Origin of the sequence: Nonomuraea mangrovi, from assembly GCF_042681425.1 — a bacterium.
Classification (GTDB): domain Bacteria; phylum Actinomycetota; class Actinomycetes; order Streptosporangiales; family Streptosporangiaceae; genus Nonomuraea; species Nonomuraea mangrovi.
On sequence record NZ_JBHUFV010000003.1, the window covers coordinates 493,856 to 520,608 of the forward strand.

27 protein-coding genes are annotated in these 26,753 nt (G+C 71.0%); 19 read left to right on the plus strand and 8 right to left on the minus strand.

Going from position 1 to position 26,753, the window contains the following annotated elements; all coding sequences use genetic code 11:
• Positions 1 to 59 precede the first annotated feature (59 nt).
• Complete coding sequence (locus tag ACFSKW_RS02515; protein ID WP_379568640.1) at positions 60 to 914, plus strand: DUF2268 domain-containing putative Zn-dependent protease; 855 nt, start codon at positions 60 to 62, stop codon at positions 912 to 914.
• Here the strand turns inward: ACFSKW_RS02515 and ACFSKW_RS02520 are convergent.
• The gene (locus ACFSKW_RS02520) at positions 891 to 1,529 is read right to left on the minus strand and encodes a response regulator transcription factor (protein WP_379569177.1); all 639 of its coding nucleotides are present in this window, start codon (positions 1,527 to 1,529) and stop codon (positions 891 to 893) included. The genes ACFSKW_RS02515 and ACFSKW_RS02520 overlap by 24 nt on opposite strands.
• Complete coding sequence (locus ACFSKW_RS02525) at positions 1,529 to 2,710, minus strand: sensor histidine kinase (protein WP_379568642.1); 1,182 nt, start codon at positions 2,708 to 2,710, stop codon at positions 1,529 to 1,531. Before ACFSKW_RS02525 ends, ACFSKW_RS02520 begins: the two co-directional genes overlap by 1 nt.
• A 138-nt stretch (positions 2,711 to 2,848) precedes the next feature.
• On the opposite strand from ACFSKW_RS02525, the gene ACFSKW_RS02530 reads away from it, so the two are divergent.
• From ACFSKW_RS02530 to ACFSKW_RS02540, 3 genes are all read left to right on the plus strand, one after another.
• A complete protein-coding gene (locus tag ACFSKW_RS02530; protein WP_379568644.1) occupies positions 2,849 to 3,427 on the plus strand; it encodes a ClpP family protease in 579 nt (192 codons plus the stop codon).
• Positions 3,424 to 4,041 carry an ATP-dependent Clp protease proteolytic subunit gene (locus ACFSKW_RS02535; protein WP_379568646.1) on the plus strand — a complete coding sequence of 206 codons (618 nt, stop codon included), beginning with the start codon at positions 3,424 to 3,426 and terminating at the stop codon, positions 4,039 to 4,041. The genes ACFSKW_RS02530 and ACFSKW_RS02535 overlap by 4 nt, the downstream gene beginning before the upstream one ends.
• 778 nt (positions 4,042 to 4,819) lie before the next feature.
• Complete coding sequence (locus ACFSKW_RS02540; RefSeq protein ID WP_379568648.1) at positions 4,820 to 5,581, plus strand: TSUP family transporter; 762 nt, start codon at positions 4,820 to 4,822, stop codon at positions 5,579 to 5,581.
• 102 nt (positions 5,582 to 5,683) lie between these two features.
• Here ACFSKW_RS02540 and ACFSKW_RS02545 read toward each other — a convergent pair whose 3' ends face one another.
• On the minus strand, positions 5,684 to 6,424 hold the full coding sequence (locus ACFSKW_RS02545) for a hypothetical protein (protein ID WP_379568650.1): 741 nt from the start codon (positions 6,422 to 6,424) through the stop codon (positions 5,684 to 5,686).
• Between the two features lie 74 nt (positions 6,425 to 6,498).
• Here ACFSKW_RS02545 and ACFSKW_RS02550 point away from each other — a divergent pair, with 74 nt between their 5' ends.
• From ACFSKW_RS02550 to ACFSKW_RS02580, 7 genes are read left to right on the plus strand one after another with little or no spacing between them, the layout of a single operon-like run.
• Entirely contained in the window at positions 6,499 to 7,500 is a 1,002-nt protein-coding gene (locus tag ACFSKW_RS02550) for an AAA family ATPase (RefSeq protein ID WP_379568652.1), read from the plus strand.
• 25 nt (positions 7,501 to 7,525) lie between these two features.
• On the plus strand, positions 7,526 to 8,464 hold the full coding sequence (locus ACFSKW_RS02555; RefSeq protein ID WP_379568654.1) for a DUF58 domain-containing protein: 939 nt from the start codon (positions 7,526 to 7,528) through the stop codon (positions 8,462 to 8,464).
• Positions 8,465 to 8,504: 40 nt separating this feature from the next.
• A complete protein-coding gene (locus ACFSKW_RS02560) occupies positions 8,505 to 9,452 on the plus strand; it encodes a VWA domain-containing protein (RefSeq protein ID WP_379568656.1) in 948 nt (315 codons plus the stop codon).
• Positions 9,453 to 9,472: 20 nt separating this feature from the next.
• Positions 9,473 to 10,063: a class I SAM-dependent methyltransferase gene (locus ACFSKW_RS02565; RefSeq protein WP_379568658.1), complete on the plus strand. Its 591-nt coding sequence runs from the start codon at positions 9,473 to 9,475 to the stop codon at positions 10,061 to 10,063.
• Positions 10,060 to 10,599, plus strand: coding sequence for a TrmH family RNA methyltransferase (locus ACFSKW_RS02570; RefSeq protein ID WP_379568660.1), 540 nt, complete (start codon positions 10,060 to 10,062; stop codon positions 10,597 to 10,599). Before ACFSKW_RS02565 ends, ACFSKW_RS02570 begins: the two co-directional genes overlap by 4 nt.
• A gap of 10 nt (positions 10,600 to 10,609) precedes the next feature.
• On the plus strand, positions 10,610 to 11,446 hold the full coding sequence (locus ACFSKW_RS02575; RefSeq protein WP_379568662.1) for a glycerophosphodiester phosphodiesterase family protein: 837 nt from the start codon (positions 10,610 to 10,612) through the stop codon (positions 11,444 to 11,446).
• A gap of 10 nt (positions 11,447 to 11,456) precedes the next feature.
• The gene (locus ACFSKW_RS02580) at positions 11,457 to 12,821 is read left to right on the plus strand and encodes an MFS transporter (RefSeq protein WP_379568664.1); all 1,365 of its coding nucleotides are present in this window, start codon (positions 11,457 to 11,459) and stop codon (positions 12,819 to 12,821) included.
• Here the strand turns inward: ACFSKW_RS02580 and ACFSKW_RS02585 are convergent.
• Positions 12,818 to 13,321 carry a winged helix-turn-helix transcriptional regulator gene (locus ACFSKW_RS02585; protein WP_379568666.1) on the minus strand — a complete coding sequence of 168 codons (504 nt, stop codon included), beginning with the start codon at positions 13,319 to 13,321 and terminating at the stop codon, positions 12,818 to 12,820. The two genes, ACFSKW_RS02580 and ACFSKW_RS02585, sit on opposite strands and share 4 nt — an antisense overlap.
• Before the next feature lie 75 nt (positions 13,322 to 13,396).
• On the opposite strand from ACFSKW_RS02585, the gene ACFSKW_RS02590 reads away from it, so the two are divergent.
• The 3 genes from ACFSKW_RS02590 (at position 13,397) to ACFSKW_RS02600 (ending at position 15,576) form a co-directional block, all read left to right on the plus strand.
• Positions 13,397 to 13,891, plus strand: a complete 495-nt coding sequence (locus tag ACFSKW_RS02590; protein WP_379568668.1) for a nuclear transport factor 2 family protein — start codon at positions 13,397 to 13,399, stop codon at positions 13,889 to 13,891.
• A gap of 226 nt (positions 13,892 to 14,117) precedes the next feature.
• Entirely contained in the window at positions 14,118 to 14,735 is a 618-nt protein-coding gene (locus ACFSKW_RS02595) for a hypothetical protein (RefSeq protein ID WP_379568670.1), read from the plus strand.
• Between the two features lie 496 nt (positions 14,736 to 15,231).
• On the plus strand, positions 15,232 to 15,576 hold the full coding sequence (locus ACFSKW_RS02600) for an RNA polymerase-binding protein RbpA (RefSeq protein ID WP_183661557.1): 345 nt from the start codon (positions 15,232 to 15,234) through the stop codon (positions 15,574 to 15,576).
• 217 nt (positions 15,577 to 15,793) lie between these two features.
• On the opposite strand, the gene ACFSKW_RS02605 is transcribed toward ACFSKW_RS02600, so the two are convergent.
• Complete coding sequence (locus ACFSKW_RS02605; protein ID WP_379568672.1) at positions 15,794 to 16,795, minus strand: LacI family DNA-binding transcriptional regulator; 1,002 nt, start codon at positions 16,793 to 16,795, stop codon at positions 15,794 to 15,796.
• Between the two features lie 114 nt (positions 16,796 to 16,909).
• Here ACFSKW_RS02605 and ACFSKW_RS02610 point away from each other — a divergent pair, with 114 nt between their 5' ends.
• From ACFSKW_RS02610 to ACFSKW_RS02630, 5 genes are read left to right on the plus strand one after another with little or no spacing between them, the layout of a single operon-like run.
• Positions 16,910 to 18,679, plus strand: coding sequence for a glycoside hydrolase family 13 protein (locus ACFSKW_RS02610; protein ID WP_379568674.1), 1,770 nt, complete (start codon positions 16,910 to 16,912; stop codon positions 18,677 to 18,679).
• Complete coding sequence (locus ACFSKW_RS02615) at positions 18,676 to 19,998, plus strand: alpha/beta hydrolase (RefSeq protein WP_379568676.1); 1,323 nt, start codon at positions 18,676 to 18,678, stop codon at positions 19,996 to 19,998. Before ACFSKW_RS02610 ends, ACFSKW_RS02615 begins: the two co-directional genes overlap by 4 nt.
• A gap of 11 nt (positions 19,999 to 20,009) precedes the next feature.
• Positions 20,010 to 21,197 carry a sugar ABC transporter substrate-binding protein gene (locus ACFSKW_RS02620; RefSeq protein WP_379568678.1) on the plus strand — a complete coding sequence of 396 codons (1,188 nt, stop codon included), beginning with the start codon at positions 20,010 to 20,012 and terminating at the stop codon, positions 21,195 to 21,197.
• A complete protein-coding gene (locus tag ACFSKW_RS02625; protein WP_379568680.1) occupies positions 21,194 to 22,594 on the plus strand; it encodes an ABC transporter permease subunit in 1,401 nt (466 codons plus the stop codon). Before ACFSKW_RS02620 ends, ACFSKW_RS02625 begins: the two co-directional genes overlap by 4 nt.
• On the plus strand, positions 22,591 to 23,424 hold the full coding sequence (locus ACFSKW_RS02630; protein ID WP_379568682.1) for a sugar ABC transporter permease: 834 nt from the start codon (positions 22,591 to 22,593) through the stop codon (positions 23,422 to 23,424). The genes ACFSKW_RS02625 and ACFSKW_RS02630 overlap by 4 nt, the downstream gene beginning before the upstream one ends.
• A gap of 9 nt (positions 23,425 to 23,433) precedes the next feature.
• Here ACFSKW_RS02630 and ACFSKW_RS02635 read toward each other — a convergent pair whose 3' ends face one another.
• The 3 genes from ACFSKW_RS02635 to lnt all read right to left on the minus strand — a co-directional run bounded on the left by ACFSKW_RS02635 (position 23,434) and on the right by lnt (position 26,290).
• Complete coding sequence (locus ACFSKW_RS02635; RefSeq protein WP_379568684.1) at positions 23,434 to 23,934, minus strand: FxsA family protein; 501 nt, start codon at positions 23,932 to 23,934, stop codon at positions 23,434 to 23,436.
• Positions 23,935 to 24,011: 77 nt separating this feature from the next.
• Entirely contained in the window at positions 24,012 to 24,755 is a 744-nt protein-coding gene (locus ACFSKW_RS02640; RefSeq protein ID WP_379569179.1) for a polyprenol monophosphomannose synthase, read from the minus strand.
• Complete coding sequence (gene lnt, locus ACFSKW_RS02645; protein ID WP_379568686.1) at positions 24,755 to 26,290, minus strand: apolipoprotein N-acyltransferase; 1,536 nt, start codon at positions 26,288 to 26,290, stop codon at positions 24,755 to 24,757. Before lnt ends, ACFSKW_RS02640 begins: the two co-directional genes overlap by 1 nt.
• Between the last annotated feature and the right edge of the window lie 463 nt (positions 26,291 to 26,753).

A 26,753-nucleotide genomic window follows, 5' to 3' on the forward strand; every position in this document is an offset into this window, starting at 1 on the left:
GCCCGCATCGCCCGTCAGGGTCTTGAGCCTCACGTAACGGGAGCCCCTAGCGTCCCACCATGGAAATCATCGTCCACGACACCTTCCGGGCCATGGCGGACCTCCTGCGCGGACCGCTCGACGAGCGCCCCGCCCTCCTGTCCGCCATGCTCGCCCCGATGCGCTCGGCCATCCCCATGCCCGGCGACATCGTCGACATCCACCACCGGGGCGCGGGCTTCCGCGTCGACCGCGACGACCCGCGGTACCTGCCCGCCGTACAGAGGCTCATCGACCAGGACGTCCGCGGGCAGATCGAACGCACGCTCGCCAAGGCCGCCGGCGCCCTGCGGGACTTCAACGGTCCCGACACCATCCAGGTGATGTTCGTCATGGGCGACCCCGACGACGAGTACCTCATGAACGTCACGGGCGGTTACTACGGCATGGGCGGCGCGGGCGACTGGCTCTACCTCATCGCCTGGCCCGACGACGACGTCATCGGCAGGATCGCACACTGCGCGGTGCACGAGTTCCACCACAACGTCCGCTACCGCAACGTCGAATGGAACCCCGCGACCGTCACCGTCGGCGAGCACGTCATCGCCGAGGGCCTGGCGGAGGCGTTCGTGCGCGAGCTGTCGGGCCCCGAGGCGATGGGGCCGTGGTCGGCCCGCCCGCTCGACGACGAGGTGTTCGGCAGGATCGTCGCCGACCTCGGCCTGCAGGGCATGGGCGTCACGCCCGCCTACGTGCTCGGCGACACGGCCGTGGCGAGGTTCGGTCAGGAGCCGCGCGGCATTCCCGACCTCGCGGGCTACGCCGCGGGACTGCGCCTGGTCGACGCCCACCTCAGGGCGACCGGCAGGAGCGCGGCGGACTGCACGGCGCTGCCCGCCGCCGAGATCCTGTCAACCTGGGGAGACGAAGCCTGACTCGTAGGCGGCGATCACGGCCTGGGTGCGGTCGCGGGCGCCGAGCTTGGTGAGCACGTTGCCGACGTGCGTCTTCACCGTCTCCTGGCTGACCACCAGCTCGGCGGCGATCTCGCCGTTGGACAGTCCCCTGGTCATCAGCCGCAGCACATCGCCCTCGCGACCGGTCAGCCTGCCGATGCCCGGCACCTCGGTCGCGGGCCTCCTACGCGCCGCGAGCTCCCTGATGGCCGCGGGGAACAGCAGCGTGTCGTTGGCCGCGACCACCCTGATGGCCCGCACCAGGTCGTCGGGCCTGGTGCGCTTGAGCAGGAACCCGTTCGCGCCCGCCCGCAGCGCGTCGTAGACGTAGTCGTCGTTCTCGAACGTCGTCACGACGAGCACCTTGGGCGGCTCGGGCAGCGCGACCAGCTGCCTGGTGGCCTGGATGCCGTCGACGCGCGGCATCCGCACGTCCATCAGCACCACGTCGGGGCGCTCCCTCCGGACCACGGGCAGGACCTCGGCGCCGTCAGCGGCCTCACCGACGACGGTGAGATCCTGCTCGGAGTCGACGATGATCCGCAGCCCGGTGCGGATGAGGTCCTCGTCATCGGCTATCACGACCTTCAGCATCACGCCCCCGACCGTAGCGGCAGCCGTACCTTCACCTGCCACTCGCCCTGCTCGCCCGGGCCCGCGTGGAGGGTGCCGCGCAGGAGCCCGACCCGCTCCCTCATGCCCGCCACCCCCCGCCCGCCGCCCCTTCCGGCCGCGGCCGACGGGGCGTTGGTGACCTCGATGCTCAGCTGGTCGTCCTGTACGGCGGCGGCCAGCCGTACCTCGCCCTGACCGTGTTTGATGGCGTTGGTCAGCGCCTCCTGCACGATCCTGTAGGCCTCGCGCGAGACCACGGCGGGCACGGCGGACAGGTCGCCGACCTCGCGCCGGACGTCGGCGCCCGAAGTGCGGATCAGCTCGTCGAGGTCGGCGAGCGTGGCCTGAGGGGCGCGCGCCTGGACGTCCTCCCTCAGCACGCCGAGCACGTGGTCGAGGTCCTCGAGCGCGGCCCTCGCCGACTGCTCGATCGCCTCGAGCGCCGTCCTCGCGGTCGCGGGGTCGCGCTCGAGGACCCTGCTCGCCGCGGCGGCCTGCAGCGTCACGACGCTCAGCGCGTGGCCGACCGAGTCGTGCAGTTCGCGGGCGAGCCTGTTGCGCTCCGCCAGCTTGCGGGCCTGCTGCTCGGCGACGGCGAGCCGGTCGCCGGGCGAGGGTCCGAGGAGCCTGGGCGCCAGCCTGGCCAGCAGCGCGCCCGCGCCCGCCACCAGGGCGACCAGGGCCACCGCGAAGGCCAGCCCCGCCACGGGCATCCACGCCAGCGGCGCGGCGTGGCCGAGGATCCCGAGCGTGTCGCCGGTGAACGGCACCGCGAGCAGCCACACGACGAACGGCACGACCGCCAGCGTGATGCCGCTCATCAGCCCGCCGACCGCGAGGTGCAGCGTGAACCACAGCGCGGTGCGCCGCCGCTCCCCCCAGGTGCGCCGCCCCCCGGGCAGCGGGTCGACCTTCGCGCCGAGCAGCCCCTCGGCCGCCGACACCTCGAAGGCCCGCAGCGGCAGGAACAGGCCCGTCACCGCGACCAGCGGCAGCACGCCCACGTAGACCAGCACGTCGACGGGGAAGAGCAGCTGCGTCACGCTGCCGCGGCCGGCGAGCGTGCCGCTGGCCAGCACCCCGATCATCATGTACGGCATCAGCAGCGCCCCGCCGAGGATCAGGCAGGCCCACCGTCGGGCGAGGAGTCTCCATCTCACAGATCCCATTCTATGTCGACGTCTATTCACTCCCAGCAGAATGTGCTTTTAGCGAAATATGCTCACGGAGAAAGTCGCCACCGAAATTCGAGCCTTCTCGATAGCGTCCTATTCGTAACGCGAGAGAAAGGTGGACGCATGACGGAGACCACTCGCACGGCCTGGCCTGAGCAGCTCAGCCAGCGCCTGCTGAAGGAGCGCATTATCGTTCTCGGCCAGGAGGTCGACGACGACATTTGCAATCGCCTGTGCGGTGAGCTGCTTTTGCTGGCGGCCGAAGACCCGGTCAGCGACGTCACTCTTTACATCAATTCGCCCGGCGGCTCGATTTCGGCCGGGATGGCGCTTTACGACATGATGCACTTCGTCCCCTGCGACGTGGCGACGGTCGCGATGGGCTTCGCCGCCTCCATGGGGCAGTTCCTGCTGAGCGGCGGCACGCCCGGCAAGCGCTACGCGCTTCCCCACGCGAGAGTCGTCATGCACCAGCCCCTCGGTGGCATCGGCGGCACCGCGAGCGACATCCAGATCCAGGCGGAGAACCTGCTCTACACCAAGAAGCTGATGGCCGAGCTGATCTCCCAGCACACCGGCCAGCCGCTGGAGCGCATCCGCGAGGACTCCGACAGGGACCGCTGGTTCACCGCCCAGGAGGCCAAGGAGTACGGATTCGTCGACCATGTCGTCACCCACGCCGCCGGAGTGATCAAGCGATGAACGCTCGTTACGTGCTGCCGTCCTTCGTCGAGCGGACCAGCTACGGCGTCAAGGAGATGAATCCGTACAACAAGCTGTTCGAGGACCGGATCATCTTCATCGGCACGCCGATCGACGACACCTCGGCCAACGACGTGATGGCGCAGCTGCTCACCCTCGAGTCGCTCGACCCCGACCGGGACATCCAGCTCTACATCAACTCGCCCGGCGGCTCCTTCACCGCGATGACCGCGATCTACGACACGATGCAGTACGTCAGGCCGGAGATCCAGACGGTGTGCATCGGCGAGGCCAGCTCCGCGGCGGCGGTCCTGCTGGCGGCGGGCACCCCCGGCAAGCGGGCGGCGCTGCCGCACGCGCGCATCCTGATCCACCAGCCCGCCACCGAGGGCGGCAGCAGGGGGCAGTCGAGCGACCTGGAGATCCACGCGCGGGAGATCCTGCGGATGCGCGACCAGCAGGAGGAGATCCTGGCCAGGCACACGGGCCGGACGCCGCTCGACATCCGCAAGGACATCGAGCGGGACCGGTTCATGACGGCCGAGCAGGCCCGCACCTACGGGCTGATCGACGACATCTTCGCCGGCAGGAAGCGCACCCTCACACCCGCCTGAGCCCATGGACGCCTTTCCGTGGCGTCCAGGACTTTCCAGCTGGTTCCCAGGACGTTCCGGGGTTCTCGGGACTTACGGGCCAGGACGTTCCGGGACTTACGGGCCAGGAACTTTCCCGGGCTCACGGGCCAGCACGTTCCGGGGCTCACGGGCCAGCACGTTCCGGGGCTCACGGGCCAGCACGTTCCGGGGCTCACGGGACGGGAAGAGGGCGTGACCGGCTTCTCGGACTCCACGTGGCCACCGAGGTCGGCCCTCCGCATGGCGGGCCCTTCGGGAGCTGATCCGGAGCTGATCCAACGGGGGGTATGGCGGGGCGCTCGCGGGTCACAGCGGGCGCCCACACCGGTCCCGGCGCGCAAGATGGGCCGCGCCGGGACCGGATCCCCGCCCCAACCCCTCCGAGGACATCGGCCCCTCACCATCGCCCCGGGAATTCATGCCCGCCATCACCCCGGGAATTCATGCCCGCCATCACCCCGAGGATTCACGCCCGCCATCGCCCCGAGGAGGACGAGCGGACCACATCGGGCGAATCCCTTCGGGGGTGCGCTCACCGCCATCGCAGAGACCGATCGCCGACGCCGCCGATCCCCCCGCGCGGACCGGAGCGCAGCGCCCTTCTGCCGCCCGGATCGGCCTGAGGCAAACGTCCTCGACGCGAGACGGGCCGCCCGAGAAGCGCAGACCCACGGCCCGCACACCCGGGCGGTATAGGAAATGTCAGGACATGTAGCCTGCTTTGCGTTTTGTGGCGTAAGCGGGGGGAGTGGCGGGCGTGTCCGTCGAACAGGTCATCGTGCTTCTGGTGGCCGCCGCGGGAGCGGGCTGGATCGACGCCGTCGTCGGTGGCGGCGGGCTTCTCCAGCTTCCCGCCCTCCTGGTCGCCGGCGTCCCTACCGTCCAGGCGATCGCCACCAACAAGCTGGCCGCCATCTTCGGCACCGCCTCGGCCGCCGTCACCTACGTCCGCACCACCAAGCTCGATCGCGAGGTGGCCGTCCCCGCGGGCGTGCTGGCCGTACTGAGCTCGGGGCTCGGGGCGTCGGCCGCGGCGGCCATCTCCTCCGACGTCCTGCGCCCTCTGGTGATGGTCGTCCTGCTCGGCGTGGCGGCCTTCGTCACCCTGCGCCCTTCGTTCGGCGCGCTCCCCCAGCCGCACCTGCGCACCCGCGCGAGGGTGGGGGCGGCCATCGTGGCGGCCGGGGTGCTGATCGCGTTCTACGACGGCATCATGGGGCCGGGCACGGGAACGTTCCTGATCATCGCGTTCACCACGATCCTCGGGCTCGACTTCGTCCACGCGTCGGCCACCGCCAAGATCATCAACACCGGGACGAACCTCGGCGCGCTGCTGGTCTTCGGCTACCAGGGGCACCTGCTGTGGGCGCTGGGGCTCGGCATGGCGGCCTGCAACGTCGCCGGCGCCCAGGTGGGTGCCCGCATGGCGCTCAAGCGGGGCACGGGGTTCGTCCGCATCGTGCTGCTGTGCGTCGTGGTGGCGATGGTCGCCAGGCTCGCCTGGCAGCAGTTCTCCTGACACGCGAAGCGCCCCCCGCAGGCGACCGGCCCCACGACGCCCGCACGCACGAGTCCAGTCATGCCGGAGCCCGCCCTGCCCGCGCGAGTCCGGAGGGCGGGGTCAGATCGGGTTGCTCTCGCCCATGTCGTCGCCGGGCGACTGTCCAGGGGTGCTCCTGCCCGTCTCGCCGGGCGAGGGGCTCGAGTCGGGTTCCTGCGGCTCGGGTGAGACGGGCACCGGCGGCGGGCTCGGCACGAACTCCGTCGGCGGCAACGGCCGCGGCATCGGCGAACTGTCGTCGTCCCCGCCGAACAGCAGCAGCGCGATCACCGCTCCCATCAACAGGAGCAGCACCAGCACCGCGGCCGCGGCGAGCACCCTGGTCCGCGTCTCGGTGAGGGGCGCGCGCGGCCGTGGCGGCGCGGGCAGCGCGGGCGTGCGGTCGGCCAGCCAGTACGGCACGAAGTCGGGCCCGTGCACCTCGCCGATCAGCGTGCCGCCCACCAGCACGGGCTCCAGGAAGCGCTCGGCGCCCGGCCGTCCGGGGACGTAGGGCACCGCGACCCACGGCGCCTGGCCCAGGTCCGCCGCGATGACCGTCGGACCGTCGGAGACCGTGTTCTTGTTCCTGGCCCTGGCGACCCACCCGCGCACTCCTGAGGCGGAGCGGATCGCCGTCACGAACCGTTCGCGGGCCGAGGGGTCGAGCGCCGCCCCTCGGGTGAGCAGCGCGATCGACACCGCCCTGCCGTCGGCCGCCTGCCCGAGGTAGACCAGGCCGGCAGGCGCGGTGGACAGCCTGGCCTGTACGGCGAACCCTCCGAGGCGCGGCGGGTCACCGTACTGCAGCGGAACGGCCATGCGAGTCATCAAAGCACGTATACCCGGCGCGCCGGGTCGTGCACCCATAAGCCTTGTTTGGTGGAATAGCACACATGAGCACTGCCGAAGAGCTGTCGACGGGTACCGACGCGGCCGTGCTGCGTCAGACCCTTGAGGAGGTCCGGCGCGTCATCGTCGGACAGGATCATATGGTCGAGCGGCTGGTGGTGGCGCTGCTCGCCCGCGGCCACTGCCTGCTCGAAGGCGTCCCGGGCGTGGCCAAGACGCTGGCCGCCTCCACCTTGGCCACCGTGGTGGGCGGCACGTTCGCCCGCATCCAGTTCACCCCCGACCTGGTGCCGAGCGACATCGTCGGCACCCGCGTCTACCACCCCTCGAGCGAGCAGTTCGACGTCGAACTGGGCCCGGTGTTCGTCAACTTCCTGCTCGCCGACGAGGTCAACCGCGCGCCGGCGAAGGTGCAGTCCGCGCTGCTGGAGGTGATGGCCGAGCGGCAGGTGACGCTGGCGGGCGTCACGCATCCGCTGCCGAGGCCGTTCATCGTGCTGGCCACGCAGAACCCGATCGAGTCGGAGGGCGTCTACCCGCTGCCCGAGGTGCAGCGCGACCGGTTCCTGTTCAGGGTCAGGGTGCCGCACCCGAGCGCGCACGAGGAGATGGAGATCCTGCACAGGATGAGCGTCGCTCCGCCCGTGCCCGAGCGGATCCTCGACCCCGAGCGGCTGCTCGCCCTGCAGCAGCAGGCCGAGCAGGTCTCGGTGCACCAGCTGGTCGCCGACTACGTGGTGCGCCTGGTGATGTCCACCCGCGTGCCCGCCGAGTACGGCATGCCGGACCTGGCCGACACGATCGAGGTCGGCGTCAGCCCCCGCGCCACGCTCGGTCTGGTGGCGGCGGGCCGCGCGCTGGCGGTGCTGCGGGGGCGCGACTACCTGCTTCCCGACGACGTGCGCGACGTGGCGGTGGACGTGATGGGCCACCGGCTCATGCTCACCTTCGACGCCCTGGCCGACGGCATCGATCCCGAGCACGTGATCAGGCAGATCCTGCACGCCGTACCGCCGCCCCTCGTGGTCTGGAACCAGAACAGGTGACCCGCGCGCCGGAGAAGGGGGCGTCGTGACGAACCAGGCCGAGCAGGCGCTGCGCAGGCTCGAGCTGACGATCACCAGGAAGCTGGACGGCCTGCTGCACGGACAGCACGCGGGCCTGCTGCCCGGTCCCGGCAGCGAGGCCGGCGACAGCCGCGTGTACGTGCCGGGTGAGGACGACGTGCGGCGCATGGACTGGGCGGTGACCGCCCGCACGACGATCCCGCACGTGCGCGACCTGATCTCCGACAGGGAGCTGGAGACGTGGGCGCTGGCCGACCTGTCGCCCAGCATGGACTTCGGCACCGCCGACACCGACAAGCGTGACCTGGTGGTCTCGGCGATCGGCGCGATCGGGTTCCTGACCAGCAGGATGGGCGACCGGTTCGGCGCGCTGGTCCTGCACGACGACGCTCTGCACCGGATGCCCGCCAGGACCGGCCGCCCCGCCCTGTACGGCCTGCTGCACTCGCTGCTAGACGCGCCGCGCGGCCGGGCCGTGCCCGATGCCCCCGATCTGGCGGAGGGCATCGACGTGCTGGCGGCCATGCGCAGGCGGCACGGCCTGCGGGTGGTGGTCTCCGACTTCCTCGACGCCCGTCCGAGCCTCGACCCCGACGCCGAGCGCGAATGGGAGCGGCCGATGCGGCGGCTGGCGGCCCGGCACCAGGTGCTCGCGGTCGAGGTCATGGATCCCCGCGAACTGGAGCTTCCGGACGTCGGTGCCGTGGCGTTCACAGACCCGGAGACTGGGCACGTAAGCGACGTACACCTTTCGCCGCGGGTGCGCGCCGCCTACGCCGAGGCGGCGGCCCTGCAGCGGGAGGGCACCCGGGCCGCGCTGCGCAGGGCCGGGGTGGCCCACCTGGTGCTGCGCACGGACAGGGACTGGGTGTTCGACATCGCGCAGTTCGCGCTACGCCAGCGGCGCATGACGCATCTGGCACACCGAAGGGCGGGTACGTGAGCGAGGATCGCGCGGCAAGCACCCAGGAGCGGGAGGATTCGTGACGTTCCTCGCGCCGACCTATCTGTGGCTGTTCGCCCTGGTGGCGCTGGTGGTCGCGGTGTACGTGGCCGCGCAGTTCAGGCGGCGCCGCTACACCGTGCGCTTCACCAACCTGGCCCTGCTGTCCCTGGTCGCCCCCAGCGCTCCAGGATGGCGGCGGCACGTGGCCCCCCTGCTGTTCCTCATCATGATGAGCCTGCTGGTCGTCGGCGCGGCCAGGCCCGCCGACCAGGTGCGCGTGCCGCGCGACAGGGCCACGATCATCGTGGCGCTGGACGTGTCGCTGTCGATGGACGCCGACGACGTGCCGCCCAGCCGCATCGCCGCCGCCAAGACCGCCGCGCAGTCGTTCGTGCGCGGCCTGCCCGAGCGCTTCAACGTGGGCCTGGTCTCCTTCGCCCGCTCCGCCAACGTGGTCATCTCCCCCACCACCGACCGCCCTGCCGTCGTGACCGCGATCGCGAACCTGGCCACCAGGCCGGGCACCGCGATCGGCGAGGCGGTCTTCAACTCGCTGGAGTCGATCCGCTCCTTCGACCAGCGCGCGGCCACCGACCCGCCGCCCGCCGCGATCGTCCTGCTGTCCGACGGCGACAACACCTCGGGCCGCTCGGTGAACGAGGCCGTCGACGCCGCCAAGCAGGCGCGGGTGCCGGTCTCGACCATCGCGTACGGCACGCAGGACGGCGCCGTCATGATCGACGGCCGCCCGGTGACCGTACCGGTGAACAAGGCCACCCTGCAGTCACTGTCGGAGGGCACCTCGGGCCGCGCCTACGCCGCCGAGTCGGGCACCGAGCTGCGCGAGGTCTACGAGCAGATCGGCACCTCTCTCGGGTTCAAGACCGTCAGCCAGGAGGTCAGCCAGTACTTCATCGTCGCGGCGATCGTCGCCGGCCTGCTCGTGGCGGCGGCGGCGATCCTGCTGGGCCATCGCATTCCTTGAGGGCGGTAACGTTTTCCCACGTGGCCCACTACTTCGAGGAGCAGCCGAAGGCGGCGAGCAGACCCGCGTCCGTCGATCTGGTCCTGCCCGACCTTCACCTGCGGCTGGCGACCGACAGGGGCGTCTTCTCCCCTGACCGGCTCGACCTCGGCACCCGCATCCTGCTGGAGAGCGTGCCGAAGCCCCCGCAGGAGGGCGATCTGCTCGATCTGGGCTGCGGCTACGGTCCCATCGCGCTGACCATGGCCGCCCGCGCGCCCGAGGCGAACGTGTGGGCCGTCGACGTCAACCGCCGCTCGCTGGAGCTGACCCTGCGCAACGCCGAGGCCGCCGCCCTCCCCCGGGTGCGGCCCGTGCACGTCGACGAGGTGCCCGAGGACGTGCGCTTCGCGGCGATCTGGTCGAATCCGGCGATCCGCATCGGCAAGCAGGCCATGCACGAGATGCTGACCCGCTGGCTGACCCGGCTGACCCCCGACGGGGTGGCCTACCTCGTGGTGCAGAAGCACCTCGGTTCCGACTCCCTGCAGCGCTGGCTGTCCGACCAGGGGTGGCAGGCGACCCGCCACACCTCCCGCGCCGCGTACCGAATCCTGAAGGTGACCCGATGAGAAAGCAGCTGCGCCCGACCGACGTCAAGCGGCTCAACCGCACATGGCGTCGCAGCACGGAGAACCGACTGTCGATGATCGTCGAGTCGGTGACGGGCCCGTTCAACATCGGCTCGATCTTCCGCAGCGCGGCCGCGTTCGGCGTCGACCAGATCTGGCTGGCGGGCAACGCGACTCCGCCCACCAACCCGAAGGCGGGCAAGACCGCGCTCGGCACCGACAGGCTCGTGGCGTGGAAGGACGCCGTGCCGGTGCTCGACGCGGTGCGCGAGGCGAAGGACGACGGCTACACCGTCATCGCGATCGAGCTGACCGGCGAGGCTCGCCCCTTGCACAGGACCAACCTCGACCGTGACGTGTGCCTGGTCGTCGGCAGCGAGGACCACGGCTGCTCCCCCGCCCTGCTCGACGCCGCCGACCTCGCTGCCTACATCCCTCAGGTCGGCAGGGTCGGCTCCTTCAACGTCGGCGTGGCCGCCGCGATCGCGCTGTCCGAGGCCCGCCGTCAGGAATGGAGTAAATTGCCCGAGTCGTAACCCGGGTGACATGACGGGCCGGGCTCACAACCGGCATACTCGGCCTGTGTTCAGCCGTCGATTCGCGTTTCTCGATCATCCCGGCCCGCTGGCCTTCGCACATCGCGGCGGGGCACTCGAAGGGCTCGAGAACACCACCACGGCCTTCGAACGGGCGGTCGGGCTCGGCTACACCTACTTGGAGACCGACGCGCACGCCACCTCCGACGGCGTGCTGCTGGCCTTCCACGACCACACGCTCGACAGGGTGACCGACCGCCGGGGCAGGATCGCCGACCTGCCCTACAGCTTCGTCAGGCAGGCCCGCATCGGCGGCGTGCACGACATCCCCCTGTTGGAGGACCTGCTCGGTTCCTTCCCCGAGGCGCGGTTCAACATCGACGTCAAGGAGGCCGGCGCGATCGAGCCGCTGGCCGCCGTGGTCAGGCGGACGAACGCCTTCCACAGGATCTGCCTGACCTCCTTCTCCGACGAGCGGCTGGTCAGGGCGCGCGCGGCGATGGGCCGCGAGGTGTGCTCGGCGCTCGGCCCGCGAGGCGTCGCGGCCCTGCGCGCCGCGGCCGCCACCTCGGGGTACGGCCGTGTCCTCGCCCGCCTGGCCCGTTCGGGCGTGCCGTGCGCGCAGGTGCCGGTCGGCTTCCGCGGGCTGCGGGTCACCACCCGCTCCCTCGTGCGTACGGCGCACGCTCTTGGCATGCAGGTCCACGTGTGGACCATCAACGACACCCTGCGCATGGACCACCTGCTCGACCTGGGTGTCGACGGCATCATGACCGACAACATCTCCGGCCTGCGCGACGTCCTCGACCGGCGCGGGCTCTGGCACCCCGGCCAGCTCGCAGCCTAGGAGCCCTGCCTTGGCAGTCCCCTCACCCCCTGACGTCTCCGACGACTCCCCCGCCGCCCGCCGCCGAGAACAGCGCGGCTGGTACTGGTACGACTGGGCGAACTCTGCGTTCCCCACCACCGTGCTGACGGTGTTCCTCGGGCCCTACCTGACCGACATCGCCGAGACCGCCGCGGCGGGCGCGCCGTACGTGGACGTGCTCGGCTTCGACGTACGGCCCAGCGCCTACTACTCCTTCGTGGTCGGCGTGGCGGCCGTGCTGCAGATCGTGCTGATGCCGATCGCGGGAGCGCTGGCCGACCACACGGGGCGCAAGAAGGAGCTGATGGGCTTCTTCGCCATGGTGGGCGCGGCGGCGACCGTCTGCTTCTGGTTCGTCAGCGACGGGCGCTACCTGCTGGGCGGCGCGCTGTTCCTGGTCGCCAACGTCGGGTTCGCGTGCGCGTTCGTCATCTACAACTCCTTCCTGCCCGAGATCGCCACACCGGCCGAGCGCGACAGGGTGTCGGGCATGGGCTGGGGCTTCGGCTACCTCGGCGGCGGGTTGTTGCTGGCCGTACACCTGGTGCTGTTCCTGCGGGCGGAGTCGTTCGGGCTGGACGGCGGCACCGCGGCGCGCATCGCGCTGAGCTCGGCGGGGCTGTGGTGGGGCGGGTTCACGATTATCCCGCTGCTGCGGCTGCGCAACAGGCGCGCGGCGGCCGAGCGGGGCGAGACGGCGGGACGGGCGGTCGCGGGCAGCTTCCGCCAGCTCGGCAGGACGGCGATGGAGCTGCGGCGCTACCCGCTCACGCTGGCCTTCCTGGTGGCCTACCTGCTCTACAACGACGGCGTGCAGACCGTCATCTCCTTCTCCGCGACATACGCCGACAAGGAGCTCGGACTGGACAAGACCGTGCAGATCGCGGCCATCCTCATGGTGCAGTTCGTCGCGTTCGGCGGGGCACTGCTGCTCAGCCGTCTGGCCTCGCTGTTCGGCGCCAAGCGGGTGGTGCTGGCCGCGCTGGTGGCGTGGACCGCGGTCGTGTGCGTGGCCTACTTCCTGCCCAAGGGCTCGGCCACGGCCTTCTTCGCGCTGGGCTTCGCCATCGCGATCGTCATGGGCGGCACGCAGGCGCTGTCCCGCTCGCTGTTCTCGCACGTGATCCCGCGTGGCAAGGAGGCCGAGTACTACAGCCTCTACGAGATCAGCGACAAGGGCTCGACCTTCCTCGGCTCGTTCACGCTGGGCCTGGCGCTACAGCTGACCGACAGCTACCGGCTCGGCATCATCTCGCTGGTGATCTTCTTCATCCTGGGCGGCGCGCTGCTGGCGGCCGTCAACCTGCCCAAGGCGATCCGCGAGGCGGGCAACGAGGTGCCGGAGAAGGTCTAGCCTCCGATGCCGAGACCTTCGGCCCCTGGGGCGGCCAGCACCATCGTCCCGGGGCCCTGGGCCGCGCCGGGGCCTCCCAGCACGGTGATCGTGTCGGCGCGCGCCTCGCCGCCGCAGTGCGGGCAGGTGACCACGGGCGTGAACAGCTCACCGCACGAGTGCCGCAGCAGCGCCGGAGGGCCGCCGGGAGGGGTCGACCACTTGTCGCCCCATGCCATCAGCGTGATCAGCGCGGGCACGATCTCCCGGCCCGCCTCGCCCAGGTGGTATTCGTAGCGGACCGGCCGCTCCTGGTAGAGCCGCTTCTCGACCACACCCGCCGCGACGAGCCGCTCCAGCCTGGCCGTCAGCAGGTTGCGGGAGATGCCCAGATCCTCGGCGAGCTCGTCGAACCTGCGCACGCCCAGGAAAAGGTCGCGAAGGATCAGCGGCGTCCACGGCTCGCCGATCACGCCGACCGCCTGAGCGATTGAGCAATGCATGTCCCCGAACCTGTTCATGACCCCAGCATAGTCAGTTGCTAAAGTGAACTCGTATCAGTTCACTTTCAGGACTAACCCTTCAGGGAGCCCAGGATGAACAACGCACTCCGCTACCGCGAGGCCGGCGAGAAGAAGGACCTCGACGCGCTCATGTCCACGCTCGCGCCCGACGTGGTCTTCCACTCCCCGCTCAGCGCCCGGGCCGGATTCCGGGGCCACGACGAGCTGAGGGCCCTGTTCGGCGTCGTCTTCGCCACCATCGGCGAGCTCCGCTACCACACCGACGTCGGCGACGACAGGACCCGCATGCTCGCCGCCACCACCACGCTCGGCGGCCACACCATGGAGGAGTCGGTCCTGCTCAAACTCGACGAGAGCGGCCTGATCTCCGAGATCACGATGTTCGTCCGCCCGCTGCCGGCCCTCACCAGGCTCATGGCCGCGCTCGGAACCGGGCTGGCGCGCGCGCAGGGAAGGAAGGCGGTGGCCGCACTGGTCGGCCTGGCGGCGGGACCGCTGGTGTTCATGACGGAGAGCGGCGACAGGACCCTGGTCCCACTCGTCACCGGAGCGTCGCCGCGCCGCTGAAGAACCTTCTCGCGCCTCGAACCCCGCCATGGCCGCCCTATGCGGAACGCATGTCCATGAGGTGATCCCGGCACTACTTCACGGCCGCCCCGACCGGCGATCCTGAGAGCGCACACGCTCAGGCGCAGAGCAGTTCTCACTACAGAGAGCACCGCTCTTGACATCGCTGCTCCTTAACGAGAGCATTGCTCTCACAATAGGGCACCTTCCCCCATCTGGAGTTCTCGTGAAGCTCACCCAGGCGGCCTACGCGCTCACCGGCGCGCTCTTCCTCGTCTATCCGGCCGTGCGTCCCTCAGGGGACGACGCCGCCGCGATGTCCACGACCGCCTGGGTGGTCGGCCACCTCGCGGCGATGATCGGGTTCATCCTCCTCGGCCTGGCCGCGCTCGGACTGCACCAGATCCTGAAGGATCGGCTCTCGCTGCGGGCGGCGGTGGTGACCTGGATCGGCGCTGGGCTGACGCTTCCCTACTACGGCGCCGAGGACTTCGGCCTCAACGTGATCGCCAAGCGGGCCCTGCGTGACAACACCCCGGCGCTGATGGAACTCGCCGTGGAGTTCCGCTACGGCGCGCCGGCGGTGACGATGTTCGCGATCGGGCTGGCCCTGTTGGGCATCGGCACGATCATGACCGCGGTGTCCGTGTGGCGCTCGGGGACCCTGCCGGCGTGGAGCGCCGTGCCGCTGGCGGTGGGGTTCGCGCTCTTCATCCCGCAGTTCTTCGCGCCGATCTACGCCATCCGCATCGCCCATGGCGCGCTGATCGCGGTCGGCGGGGTGTGGCTGGCGATCGCGCTGGCCAGGGGACGCACGAGGGCCGATGCGGGCGTGCCCGCCTGAGAACCCTCAACCCACGGACCGAGGCCGGTACGCCGCTCACAGGCGTCCCGGCCTCGGTCCGTGGGCCGTCGCCGTGCCGCCCGGCGGAGGCCGACACGGCGGGACCTCAGCGGCGCAGTCGCTCGAGAGGCGTGAGCGAGGAGGCGCGGGGGCGCGGGGGCCGTGGGAAGGGCCGGGGTGAGGCAGCGTTCCCGGCGGAACGATCCACCGGACGTGGTGGCGAGGCGGAAATCGGTTCGTGGAGCGGAGGAGATGGCGCGGGCGCCGGTGGGAGGTGCGGCGGCCGAGGCCAGGGTGCTGATCCGGGGGGTAGAGGATGTGATCGGCGTGTCCGCCGACGATCTCGCCAGGCCCTCAGAGCCCGGCGCGCTCACCTCTCGTCGCAAAAAGCGAGATTGGATCACCCCTTGGGTGGGAATCCACTCACGGTATCAAGCGTTAGACACCGTGGGAGACAGACCCCCCACGATGGGGGCCCTGTAGGAGGCATTAAAACATGGGCGAGCGCGCACTTCGTGGCACCAGGCTCGGGGCAACCAGCTACGAGAACGACCGTAACACGGATCTGGCCCCGCGCCAGGAGGTGTCCTACACCTGTTCGAAGGGGCATCGCTTCGAGGTTCCGCTTGCAGCTGAGGCAGAGATCCCCGCGACCTGGGAGTGCCGCATGTGCGGCGCCACCGCGGTTCGCGTGGACGGCGAGCTGCCGGAGGCCAAGAAGGCGAAGCCCCCGAGGACGCACTGGGACATGCTGCTGGAGCGGCGGTCCATCGAGGACCTGGAGGAGGTTCTCAACGAGAGGCTGGCGATCCTTCGCGCACAGCGACGCAAGAGCGCCTGACCTCCGACACGGTGACGCTGGAACGCCCCGGACCTTCCCGGTCCGGGGCGTTTTTGCTGCCCTGAGGCCGGCACCCCCACGCAGGCTCGCCGGTCAGCGTGGCCGGTAACGGCCGGTCCCCAGCCGCGCTGTGCCGACTCCGTGGGCGGACCGGGGCAGGCCGCGAAGGGACGTCGCGAAGGGCAGGACGGGAAAGGACTCAGGGAAGGGCCGCCGTTCACCCGGACGGGCGGCCGGTTGAACCGCGGGCGATCAGCGTCGGTGGGAAGACGTGGTCGACGTGGGGCGTGTGATAGCCCTGCAGGCGCTCCCACAGCGCGTTGGCCGCGGCCCCCGCCATCTGCTCGATGGGCTGGTGGACGGTGGTCAGGGGCGGGTTGCTGTGCGAGGCGAGATAGGAGTCGTCGTACCCGATCACGGACACGTCGCCCGGCACGGACAGGCCCGCCTGGCGTGCCGCGGCGAGGGCGCCGAGCGCCATGAGGTCGCTGCCGGCGACGATGGCGGTCGCGCCGGCCGCCAGCAGCCGTTGGGCGGCGGCGTGCCCGCCCGTCAGCGAGTAGTCGGTCTCCGCGTAGAGCGCGTCGTCGACCGAGCCGAACCATTTGCGCATCTCCCTGCGGTAGCCGTTCAGCCGGTTCTGCGAGGGCCGCAGGTACCCCTGGCCGCCGGCCAGGCCGATGCGGGTGTGTCCGAGGGACCGTAGGTGCGCCACCGCCATCGCCGCGCCCGCGGCCTCGTCGGTGGTCACGGTGGAGACCGGCAGGTCGGGGACGTGCCCGCCGACGAGCACCATCGGCAGGTGCTGCTGGTGGAGCTGCCAGTAGAAGCCGTGGTCTGCCGAGGGGTTGGCGTGCCGTCCCGAGATCAGGACCAGGCCCTGGATGCGCTGCCGTACGAGAGAGGCGATGTAGTCGAGCTCGGTCGGCCCCTTCTTGGTGGAGCTGCCGATCATCGCGGTCACGCCGACGGCGCCGAGCCTCGTCTCGATCGCGCCGGCGAGGAGCGGGAAGACGGGGTTGTCCAGCTCCGGGACGATGATGCCGACGAACGGCTCGGACGCGGGCGCGGGCGCGACCATGCCCTGCTCGCGCATGGCGCGAAGCACGCGGTCGCGGGTCTCCTCCGCCACGCCAGGCCGGTCGTTGAGCACGCGGCTGACCGTCGCCGCGCTGACCCCCACGCGCTTGGCGATCGTCCGGACCGACAGCCTTGACATCCGCCCTCCAGAAACTATTGAAACATGTTGCCGAGTGTTGCGACCTTCTTCGGGAGCGACCTAGGCTCCCGGCCAGATAAGCAGGTAAGCAGCGAATTGCGGAGCACTGACAGCATGTGGCAGTCCGAAACACTTTGCAACACGAGCGCGCACCACGACGGTTCGCCGCTCTACGTGTCCGACCCGTCGCCGGGGCTGGGCGAGCGTGTCGAGGTGTTCGTGCGCACCGCCGGCGCGCTTGGCGTCAAGCGCCTGTACGTGCGCACCTCCCCCGACGGCGAGCCCAGGTTCACCGAGGCGAGGATCGACAGGGCCACGCAGGACGAGACGTGGTGGAGGGCGCCTGTCGAGATCGTCAACCCTGAGTGCGGCTACCGCTTCCTGTTGCACACGGAGCGCGGGCCGCTCTGGCTCAACGCGTCGGGGCTGCGCCGTACCGAGGTCACCGACGCCGCCGACTTCACGCTCACCGCCTATCCGCCGCCGCCCGCCTGGGCTGCGGACGCGGTGATCTACCAGATCTTCCCCGACCGTTTCGCCCGCTCCGACCGGCCACGCGGCCCCCTGCCCGGCTGGGCCAGGCCCGCGGCCTGGGACGAGCCCATCCCGTACGGCAGGCCCGAAGCGCTCCAGCAGATCTACGGCGGCGACCTGTGGGGCGTGGCCGACCGCCTGGACCACATCGCCGGGCTCGGCGCCAACCTGATCTACCTGACGCCCTTCTTCCCCGCCCGTTCCAACCACCGCTACGACGCCACCACGTTCGACCGGGTGGACCCGCTGCTCGGCGGCGACGAGGCGCTCAGGGAGCTCACCGCCAGGGCGCATGCCCGCGGCATCCGGGTGATCGGCGACATCACGCTCAACCATTCGGGCGACGGTCACGACTGGTTCACCAGCGCCATGGGCGACCCCCGCAGCCCCGAGCGCGAGTTCTACTACGTGGACGGCGACGACTACGCCACGTTCGCGGGTGTGAGGACGCTGCCCAAGTTCGACCACAGGTCGGCCGAGCTGCGAAGACGCCTGGGCAGGGTGATGGCCCGCTATCCGGACGAGTTCGGGCTCGACGGCTGGCGTGTGGACGTCGCCCAGTCGGCGGGCCGTCACGGTGGCGTCGAGCTCAACGACCTGGTCGCCGCGGACGCCAGGGCGGCGCTGGGAGAGGGAAGGCTGCTGCTGGCCGAGCACCAGTTCGACGCGTCGGCGGCGCTGCGCGGCGACGGCTGGCACGGCACCATGTCCTACGCGGGCTTCGCCCGGCCGGTCTGGTCGTGGCTGGCGCTGGAACGTGCCACCGAGTTCTGGGGCACGCCGGGCCCCATCCCGCTGTACGGCGGGCGGGACGTCGCCGACGTGATGCGCGAGCATGCCGGCCGGCTCCCGTGGCGTTCCTACACCCACAACCTCACGCTGCTCGACTCGCACGACACGGCCAGGTTCCGGTCGATCGCGGGCCGCGACCGCCAGCATCTCGGCGTCGCGCTCCTGTTCACGCTGCCGGGACTGCCCATGATCTTCGCAGGGGACGAGGTCGGCGTGGAGGGGGTGCATCTGGAGGACGGCCGCCGCCCCTTCCCTTGGGACGAGGGGACGTGGGACCGGCAGACGTACCGGACCTACGGCGAGCTCGTGGCACTGCGCCGGAGCAGGCAGGCGCTGCGCAGGGGCGGCCTGCGCTGGCTGCGCGCCGAGGACGACGTCCTGCTCTTCGAGCGTGCCGTGCCGGGCGAGAGCCTGCTGATCCAGGTCAGCAGGGCAAGCCACGCGCCGGTGCCGGCCCCCTGCGCGCTGTCCAGCCTCACCGGAGGTCCCGACCTGCGACCTGGAGAGCCGATGCCGGGCGACGGGCCCGCCTTCCATGTCTGGGAGGTCGCCCGATGATCGAGGTTCTGGCCGGTGTGCGCTCCGAGGCGCTCGGCAACGCGAGGGACGTGTTCGTCTACCTGCCGCCCGGCTACGACGCGGCGGCGGGGCCGTACCCGCTGGTGGTCCTGCACGACGGGCAGCACGTGTTCGCGGGCGCGGGCCTCGAGCCGAGCTGGCGGGTGGACGAGACGCTCGACGACCTCATCGGCAGGGGGCTGTTGCCGCCGCTGGTGGCCGTGGGCGTCGCCAACGCCGGTGACCAGCGCGGCAACGAGTACTCGCACGAGGTGCCGTACCCGCGCGACCCGAACGGCAGCTGCCGCGGCGAGCTGTACGAGCGCTTCCTCGTCGAGGAGCTGCTCCCGCTGGTGCGCGAGCGCTACGCGATCACCGGCGACCCCGGCGCGACCGCCGTGATGGGCTCCTCCATGGGCGGCCTGGTCAGCTACCACCTGGCCTTCCGCCGTCCTGACGTGTTCGGTCTCGCGGCCGTGCTGTCGCCGTTCCTCGTCTTCGTGGACCCGGAGACCCTCGAGGAGACGCCGGTCTTCCGCCGCTTCCCCGGGCGCGGGCCGAACCGGATCTGGATCGACATCGGCGGCATGGAGGGCCTGATCATGGTCAAGCCGGTGCGCGAGCTGGTCGGCCACCTCATCGGCGTGGGGTACGGGCCCGACGAGGACCTGCGCTACCGTCACGAGCCGTCCGCGCCGCACCATGAGGACGCCTGGGCAGGGCGTGCGGGCAGCGCGCTGCTCCACCTGTTCGGCGTGGAGGGCCCGCCGGTCGCGCTGTCGGGCTCGGACGGTCATGGCGCCGTCGGCCAGGCCGTGGACGTCGCGCCCGTCGGCGAGCGGTCCGACGGCTGCGTCTACTCGGTGCTGAGCGCCGATGTGACGTGGCGACCGCCCCAGATGCTGGAGCCCGGCGCGGGTCACGGCCTGTTGACCGGGGTGGAGGCGGGGACCGCCGAGGTCGTCGCCAGAGCCGGACGGCTGGAGGCGGCCGGGCGGGTCACGGTCGTGGACGGCCCGGCCGACGCGCTGCTCGACGTCACCGTCGTCGTCCCTGAGGACACCCCGGCCGATTCGCCGGTCTACTTCTCCGGCCTGGTCACCACCGAGGTCGCGCCCGGCGTCCACCACGGCGCGTGGCGGCTGCCGCGCGGCGTCGGCCTGAACGGCACCATCGGCCGCGGCTGGCGCCGCGACGGGCTGGACGCCGACGGCCTGCCCATCCGCACCCCCCTACGGCACGACGGGGACCGGCGCGTGTGGGTGCGCGTCGCGGCCTGGAGCGATCCCGCCCAGGCCGACCCGCACGCCGGATCCTGAGGAGAATCCCGATGCGTACCCTTCCGATCCTTGCCGCGCTCCTGGCGCTGGCCGGATGCGCGGCCGAGCAGGAGCCGCCTGCCACGCCGACGCTGACCGTGTGGGCCGACGACGACAGGGCGGCCCCGCTGGCGCGGATCGCCGCCCGCTTCGAGCAGGAGCGCGGCGTCAAGGTCAAGATCGTGCAGAAGGCGATGGGCGGCCTGCGCGACGACTTCGTCTCCCAGGCGCCCTCGGGCCAGGGACCGGACGTGATCGTCGGCCCGCACGACTGGCTGGGCAAGCTCGTCCAGAACGGCGTCGTCGCGCCTCTCGACCTGTCGGCCAGGTCCGCGCTCTTCTCGAAGGTGGCGCTGGACGGCATGACCTACCGGGGGCAGACGTACGGCCTGCCGTACGCGGTCGAGAGCGTGGCGGTCCTGCGCAACAACAAGCTCGTGCCCGTGGCCCCCCGGACGTTCGACGAACTGGTCGCCAAGGGAGAGGCGCTGGTGGCGTCGGGCAGGGCGGTCTTCCCCGTCGGCCTGCCCGTCGATCCGAAGGCGGGCTCGCCGTTCCACCTGTACGCGCTGCAGACCTCCTTCGGCTCGCGGGTGTTCGGCGACGGCGGCGACCTGGAGATCGACAACGCGGGCGGGCTCCGGTTCGCCGCGTACCTGCGCGGACTGGCCAGGCGGAAGGCGGTGTCGACGTCGCTGACCGGGGACATCGCGACCAGCGCCTTCCTCAAGGGCGAGACGCCCTTCCTGGTCACCGGGCCGTGGGACGTGCCCGCCGTGACCAAGGCGGGCGTGCCGTTCTCCGTGGACCCGGTGCCGCCCGCGGGAGACGGTCAGGCCAGGCCGTTCGTGGGCGTGCAGGGGTTCTACGTCAGCGCCAAGAGCGCCAACCCGATCCTGGCCAACGACCTGCTGGTCAACTACCTGGCCACCCCGGAGGCGCAGAGGGCGCTGCACTCGGCGGGAGGGCGCCCTCCCGCGATGACCTCTGTACGCGAGGAGCTCGCGGGTGACCTGGTCATGACAGGGTTCGCCAAGGCCGCGGCCGAAGGCCTGCCCACGCCCAACGTCCCGCAGATGGACGCGGTCTGGGCCGACTGGGGGCTGTCCCAGCTGGCGATCATCGCGGGGCAGGGCGACCCTGCGGACCTGACCAGGAAGGCCGCGGACAAGATCCGTGCCAAGATCGGCTCGTCGTGAGGCGCGCGCTGAGGCTGGCGCCGCTCGCCGTGGTGGACGCGCTGGCCCTGTACGGGCTGGTGGCGCTCGGCGGGCAGCGCTCGTGGTGGATGTTCGCCGGCCTGCTGGCGGGGACGGTGGCGATCAACGGGATCTACCTGAGCAAGCGGGCCGTGCCGGCCAAGTACCTGGCGCCAGGGGTCCTGCTGCTGCTGGTCTACCAGGTGTACGTGGTCCTCTACACGGGCTATGCGGCGTTCACGAACTACGGCGACGGCCACAACGGGACCAAGGCGGACGCGATCGCGGCGATCCTGGCCGGCAGCGAGGTGAAGGTGGAGGGGGCCGGGCCGTATCCGATCAGGATCATGGAACGGGACGGGCGGCTCGGGCTCCTGGTGGAGGGCCGGCCGGCGGCGGGATGGCGGCCTCTGGCGTACGGCGAGATCGTCGCCAGGCAGGCGGAGATCACGGCGCTGCGCGTGCCGGAGGACGGCGGGACGCTGAAGACCGCCGACGGTGTGACCGCGGCGCTCTACCGGGCCACGCTCGCCTACGACGCCAAGAGCGACAGCATCACCGACGGGAGCGCCGTGTACCGCGACGGGGGGCACGGCGCCTTCACCGCCGCGAACGGGCGCTCGCTGAGCCCCGGCTGGAAGGTCTTCGTCGGTCCCGAGAACTTCACCCGCGTGTTCACCGATGCCGGAATCAGGGCACCGTTCCTCGAGGTTCTCGTCTGGACGTTCGTGTTCGCGACCCTGTCGGTGGCACTCAGCTTCGGCCTCGGCCTCGCGCTCGCCCTGATCCTCGACGGTCACCGGATCTACCGTTCGCTACTGATCTTCCCGTACGCCTTCCCCGCGTTCATGGCGGCGCTGCTCTGGCAGGGGCTGCTCAACACCGACCACGGGTTCGTCAACGTCGTGCTGCTCGGCGGGGCGCACGTCCCGTGGCTGTCGGATCCGTGGCTGGCCAGGCTGAGCGTGCTGCTGGTGAACGTGTGGATCGCGTTCCCCTACATGTTCCTCGTTTGCACCGGCGCTCTGCAGGCCATCCCGCCCACGCTGTCGGAGGCCGCGCAGATGGACGGGGCCGGGCCGTGGCGGGTGCTGCGGGCGATCAAGCTTCCGCTGCTGCTGGCCTCGACCGCCCCTGTGCTGGTGGCGACGTTCGCCTTCAACTTCAACAACTTCAACGTGATCTACATGCTCACCGGGGGCGGGCCGAGGGACTTGAGCGCGCCGGTCGACGTGGGCTCGACCGACCTGCTGATCTCGCTGGTCTACAAGCTGGCCTTCGGCGGCGCCTCCAGGAACTACGGCCTGGCCTGCGCGGTGTCCATCGTGATCTTCACGGTGATCGCGGCGGTGTCGCTGGCCGGGTTCCGCAGGGCGCGGCGGCTGGAGGCGGCATGAAGGCATGGAGGCACCTGGTCGGCGTGCCGGCCGCGGTGGTCGCGCTGTTCCCCATGGTGTTCGTGCTGGCCGCGTCGCTCGATCCCAGCGGCACGCTGACCGGGTCGAACGACCTGTTCGCGGCCGTGACGTGGGATCACTACGCGACGCTGTTCACCGACGGGCTGCATCCCTTCCCCCTCTGGTTCGCCAACTCGATGGTGATCGGGCTGGTCACCGCGGCGGGGTCGGTGTTCCTCGGCGCGTGCGCGGCCTACGCCTTCTCCCGCTTCCGGTTCAGGGGGCGCCGGGCAGGGCTCGCCGGGCTGGTGTTCATCCAGTTGTTCCCCCAGGTCCTGGCCTATGTGGCGATCTTCCTGTTGCTGTCGGCCGTCAAGGAGGTGTTCCCGCCGCTCGGGCTGGGGAGCAGGCTCGGCCTGGTCATGGTCTATCTCGGTGGCGCGCTCGGCGTGAACACCTACCTCATGAAGGGCTTCTTCGACTCGGTGCCCAGGGACCTGGACGACTCCGCCCAGATCGACGGCGCCTCGCACGCGCAGGTCTTCTTCCTGGTCCTGCTCCCTCTGGTGCGGCCCATCCTGGTCGTCGTGGCGTTGTTCTCGTTCGTGGCCACCATGAACGACTTCGTCATCGCCGGTCTGGTCCTGACCGACCCCGACCAGCAGACGCTCGCCGTCGGCCTCTACCAGCTCGTCTCCTACCAGCTCGGCCAGAGCTGGGGCGTGTTCGCGGCCGGTGCGCTCATCGGCGCGCTGCCGGTGCTGGTCCTCTTCCAGTTCCTGCAGCGCTTCATCACCGGTGGTCTCACCGCCGGAGCGGTCAAGACCTGACCGCGGGCCTCAGTCCTCGCGCAGGACCTCGCCGTGCACGACCTTGCCGGCGGACCCGCCCGCGCCGCCCGTCCCGCCACCGAAGCCGTCGGTGCGCGGGAAGGGCACCCCGAGGTTCGCGTACGGCGAGGCGGCCGCCATCGCCTTGACCCGCCGGGCGAAGAACCACGACCCGAGCCGCCGCATCAGCGGCCGGGTGAACGGCAGCACGCACAGGAAGCCGAACAGGTCGGTCAGGAAGCCCGGCGTCAGCAGCAGGGCGCCGCCGACCAGGATGAGCCCGCCGTCGGCCAGCTCCCTGTCGGGCATCCGCCCCGCCTGGAGCGCCTCCTGCAGGCTGCGCCAGGCCCTGCGGCCCTCGCGGCGCACGATCCAGGCGCCGAACAGGCTGTCGGCGATCAGCAGCGCGACGGTGGGCCACCCGCCGATCACCGAGCCGACCTGGATGAGCAGCCAGATCTCCAGGACGGGGACGACCAGGAAGGCCAGGAAGAGCAGGAGCCGGACCATCGTTTCCTCATTCGCGCGGGCGGAAGGGGTTCACCTGGTAGTAACGTCCGCCGACTCGCGGACGTTCCGCGCGGCGGTCAGTGGCGGCGGCGCAGCCTGCCGGGCAGGCCGGTGACCCCCCAGATGCCGACCCGCCAGAACGCCTCGTACATGACCTTGCCGCTCATCTTGCTGGTGCCGTGGGTCCGCTCGACGAACGTGATCGGCACCTCGACCACCCGCAGCCCGTGCCTGGCCGTACGCAGGGTGAGGTCGACCTGGAAGCAGTAGCCCTGCGACTCGACGTCGGACAGCCCGATCTTCTCCAGCGCCGCGGCCCGGTAGGCGCGAAAGCCCGCGGTCGCGTCGCGGACGGGCAGCCCGAGCATCAGCCGCACGTAGACGTTCGCGCCTCTGGAGAGGAACTCGCGGTGGCCCGGCCAGTTGACGACCTTGCCCCCTGGCACCCAGCGCGACCCGATCACCAGGTCGGCGCCCTCGGCGAGGGCGTCGAGCAGCTTGGTCAGCTCCTCCGGCTGGTGGGAGCCGTCGGCGTCCATCTCGACGAGCACGTCGAAGCCCTCGGACATGCCCCAGCGGAAGGCGTCGATGTAGGCGGCCCCGAGCCCCTGCTTCTCCTGCCTGTGCAGGACGTGGATGTGGTCGTCGGCGGCGGCGAGCTCGTCGGCGATCTCAGGAGTGCCGTCGGGACTGTTGTCGTCGGCGATCAGCAGGTGCGCCTCGGGCAGCGCCTTGCGCAGCCGTTCGGCGATCAGCGGGAGGTTCTCCCGCTCGTTGTAGGTGGGGACGACGACGAGCACCCGGCCGAGCGTCTGCTCCATCATCGATCCTCTCCCTTACGGCGCCACGCGGCCGCTCCGATCGCGACCGCCCCCACTACCAACAATGCCCACTCAGGCGCCGCGCCCACCCGCGTGGCGATCGTCGTCCCGGTGCGGACCGGCACCTTGACGACGTTCATGTCGGCGACGCGTTCCTTCGTCTGCCAGGCGACCCTACCCTCAGGCGTGACGTAGGCGGAGATCCCCGTGGTCGCCGCGGTCACGACGGCCCTGTTGTGCTCGACGGCCCGCAGCTGCGACATGGCCAGCTGCTGCGGCGGCAGGTTCGACAGCGCGTAGGTGGCGTTGTTGGTCTGGACGACCAGCGGCGTGCCACCCGCCGTGACAGTGTCGCGCACCACGCCGTCGAAGGCGACCTCGTAGCAGTTGACCGCGCCGATGGTCACGGGTCCCATCTTCAGGTCGCCTGGCCTGTCGCCGGCGACGGACTGCCTGCCGACCAGGTTGGCCCGCTCGAACAGGGCGAGGAAGATCTCCTTGAACGGCGTGTACTCGCCGAACGGCACCAGTTGCCGCTTGTCATAGTAGGCGCCGGGCCCGGTGATCGGGTCCCAAACGAGGCTGCGTGTGGCCCGGTTCTCGTCGCCGATCGCCACGACCGCGCCGACGAGCGTCGGCACGCCGACGTCCTTGACCGACGCGTCGATGATCTGGCGGGCCGTCTGGTCGCGGTAGGGGTCGATGTCGGTGGAGTTCTCCGGCAGGATCACCAGGTCCGGTTTGAGCAGCTTGCCCTCTCGTGCGGCCCGCGCCAGCGCGTGGGTGCCGTTGGCGTGGTTGCGCAGCACGATCGCCGGCTCGTCGCCCAGCGGGTGCATTCCCTGCCCTGGCACGTTGCCCTGCACGATGCCGACGTTCACGCTCCTGCCCTCGTCGCCGGGGCGCGGGAGGAGCAGCGTCAGCAGGGGGACCGCGAGCGCCAGAGCCGCGGGGACGACCCGACGCGGAGTGACGACGGCGAGAGCGAGCAGCGCTCCGCTGAGCGCCACCGCGAAGGAGACCAGCGGCACCCCGCCCAGGGCGGCGTAGCCGGTGAACAGGGTCTCGCCCTGGCTGAAGGCCACCCGCGCCCAGGGGAACCCGCCGACGGGGAACAGGCCGCGCGCCCACTCCATGGCGACCCACAACGCGCCGAACCACAGCGGCCACAGCGGCAGCCTGAACACCAGGGCGGCCCCAGCGGCCATGGCGGCGTAGAAGAGGCTCTCGACGGCGACCAGGGCCAGCCAGGCGTCGTAGCCGATCGGCCTGACCCAGGCCAGCGCCGGCAGCAGGAAGACGAGCGCGGCCACGTAGCCGAGCCACGCGGCGCGGCGGGGGCGGCAGCCGTACAGGGCCAGCACGACCAGGCCGATGCCGAGCGGCGCGCACCACCACCAGCTGAGCGGAGGGAAGGCGAGGAACAGCAGCAGTCCGCCGAGTGCCGCGGCGGCGAGCCTGCCCCACAGCGGCCACGTCGGGGCGCCGTCCGGCGCGGTGGGCGCCGGTGCGACGCCCTGCTTCTCCTGCACCACGGCCGGGGTTCTCCTCGCGTTCGCAACCTGATTGCGGAAACGCTACCGCCCGAGGTGGCCGACCCCCAAAGGCCACACGCTTGCAGGGTGATCCCTTGGCAGACGGATGCCATGGGATCACCCGCTAGCGGTGTGATCCGAGCGCACGGGAGCGGGAAGAGGGCCCGGAAACCCTTCGGACCGGATCCGTCTCGTCGGCGGCGAGCGCGGAGTTCCGTTGTCTACTGGGCGACCGGGCCCGTCCCGGGTCCAACCCCCCGCCCGGTTGGGGTGCCCCGACTCGACGGACCGACGGCCCTGCACCTGGCTGTATGGACGGAGTCACGCTCCGTCACGGACGCAGGGTCCGACGATGTCAGAGACGGCCAACCGGCCAAGTCCCGTGCTGGACTGGGCAGCAAACTACCGACTCCAACTCAGATGTCAACCGTGTCCCGATCAGCGGAAACCTCAAGTTTTCGCA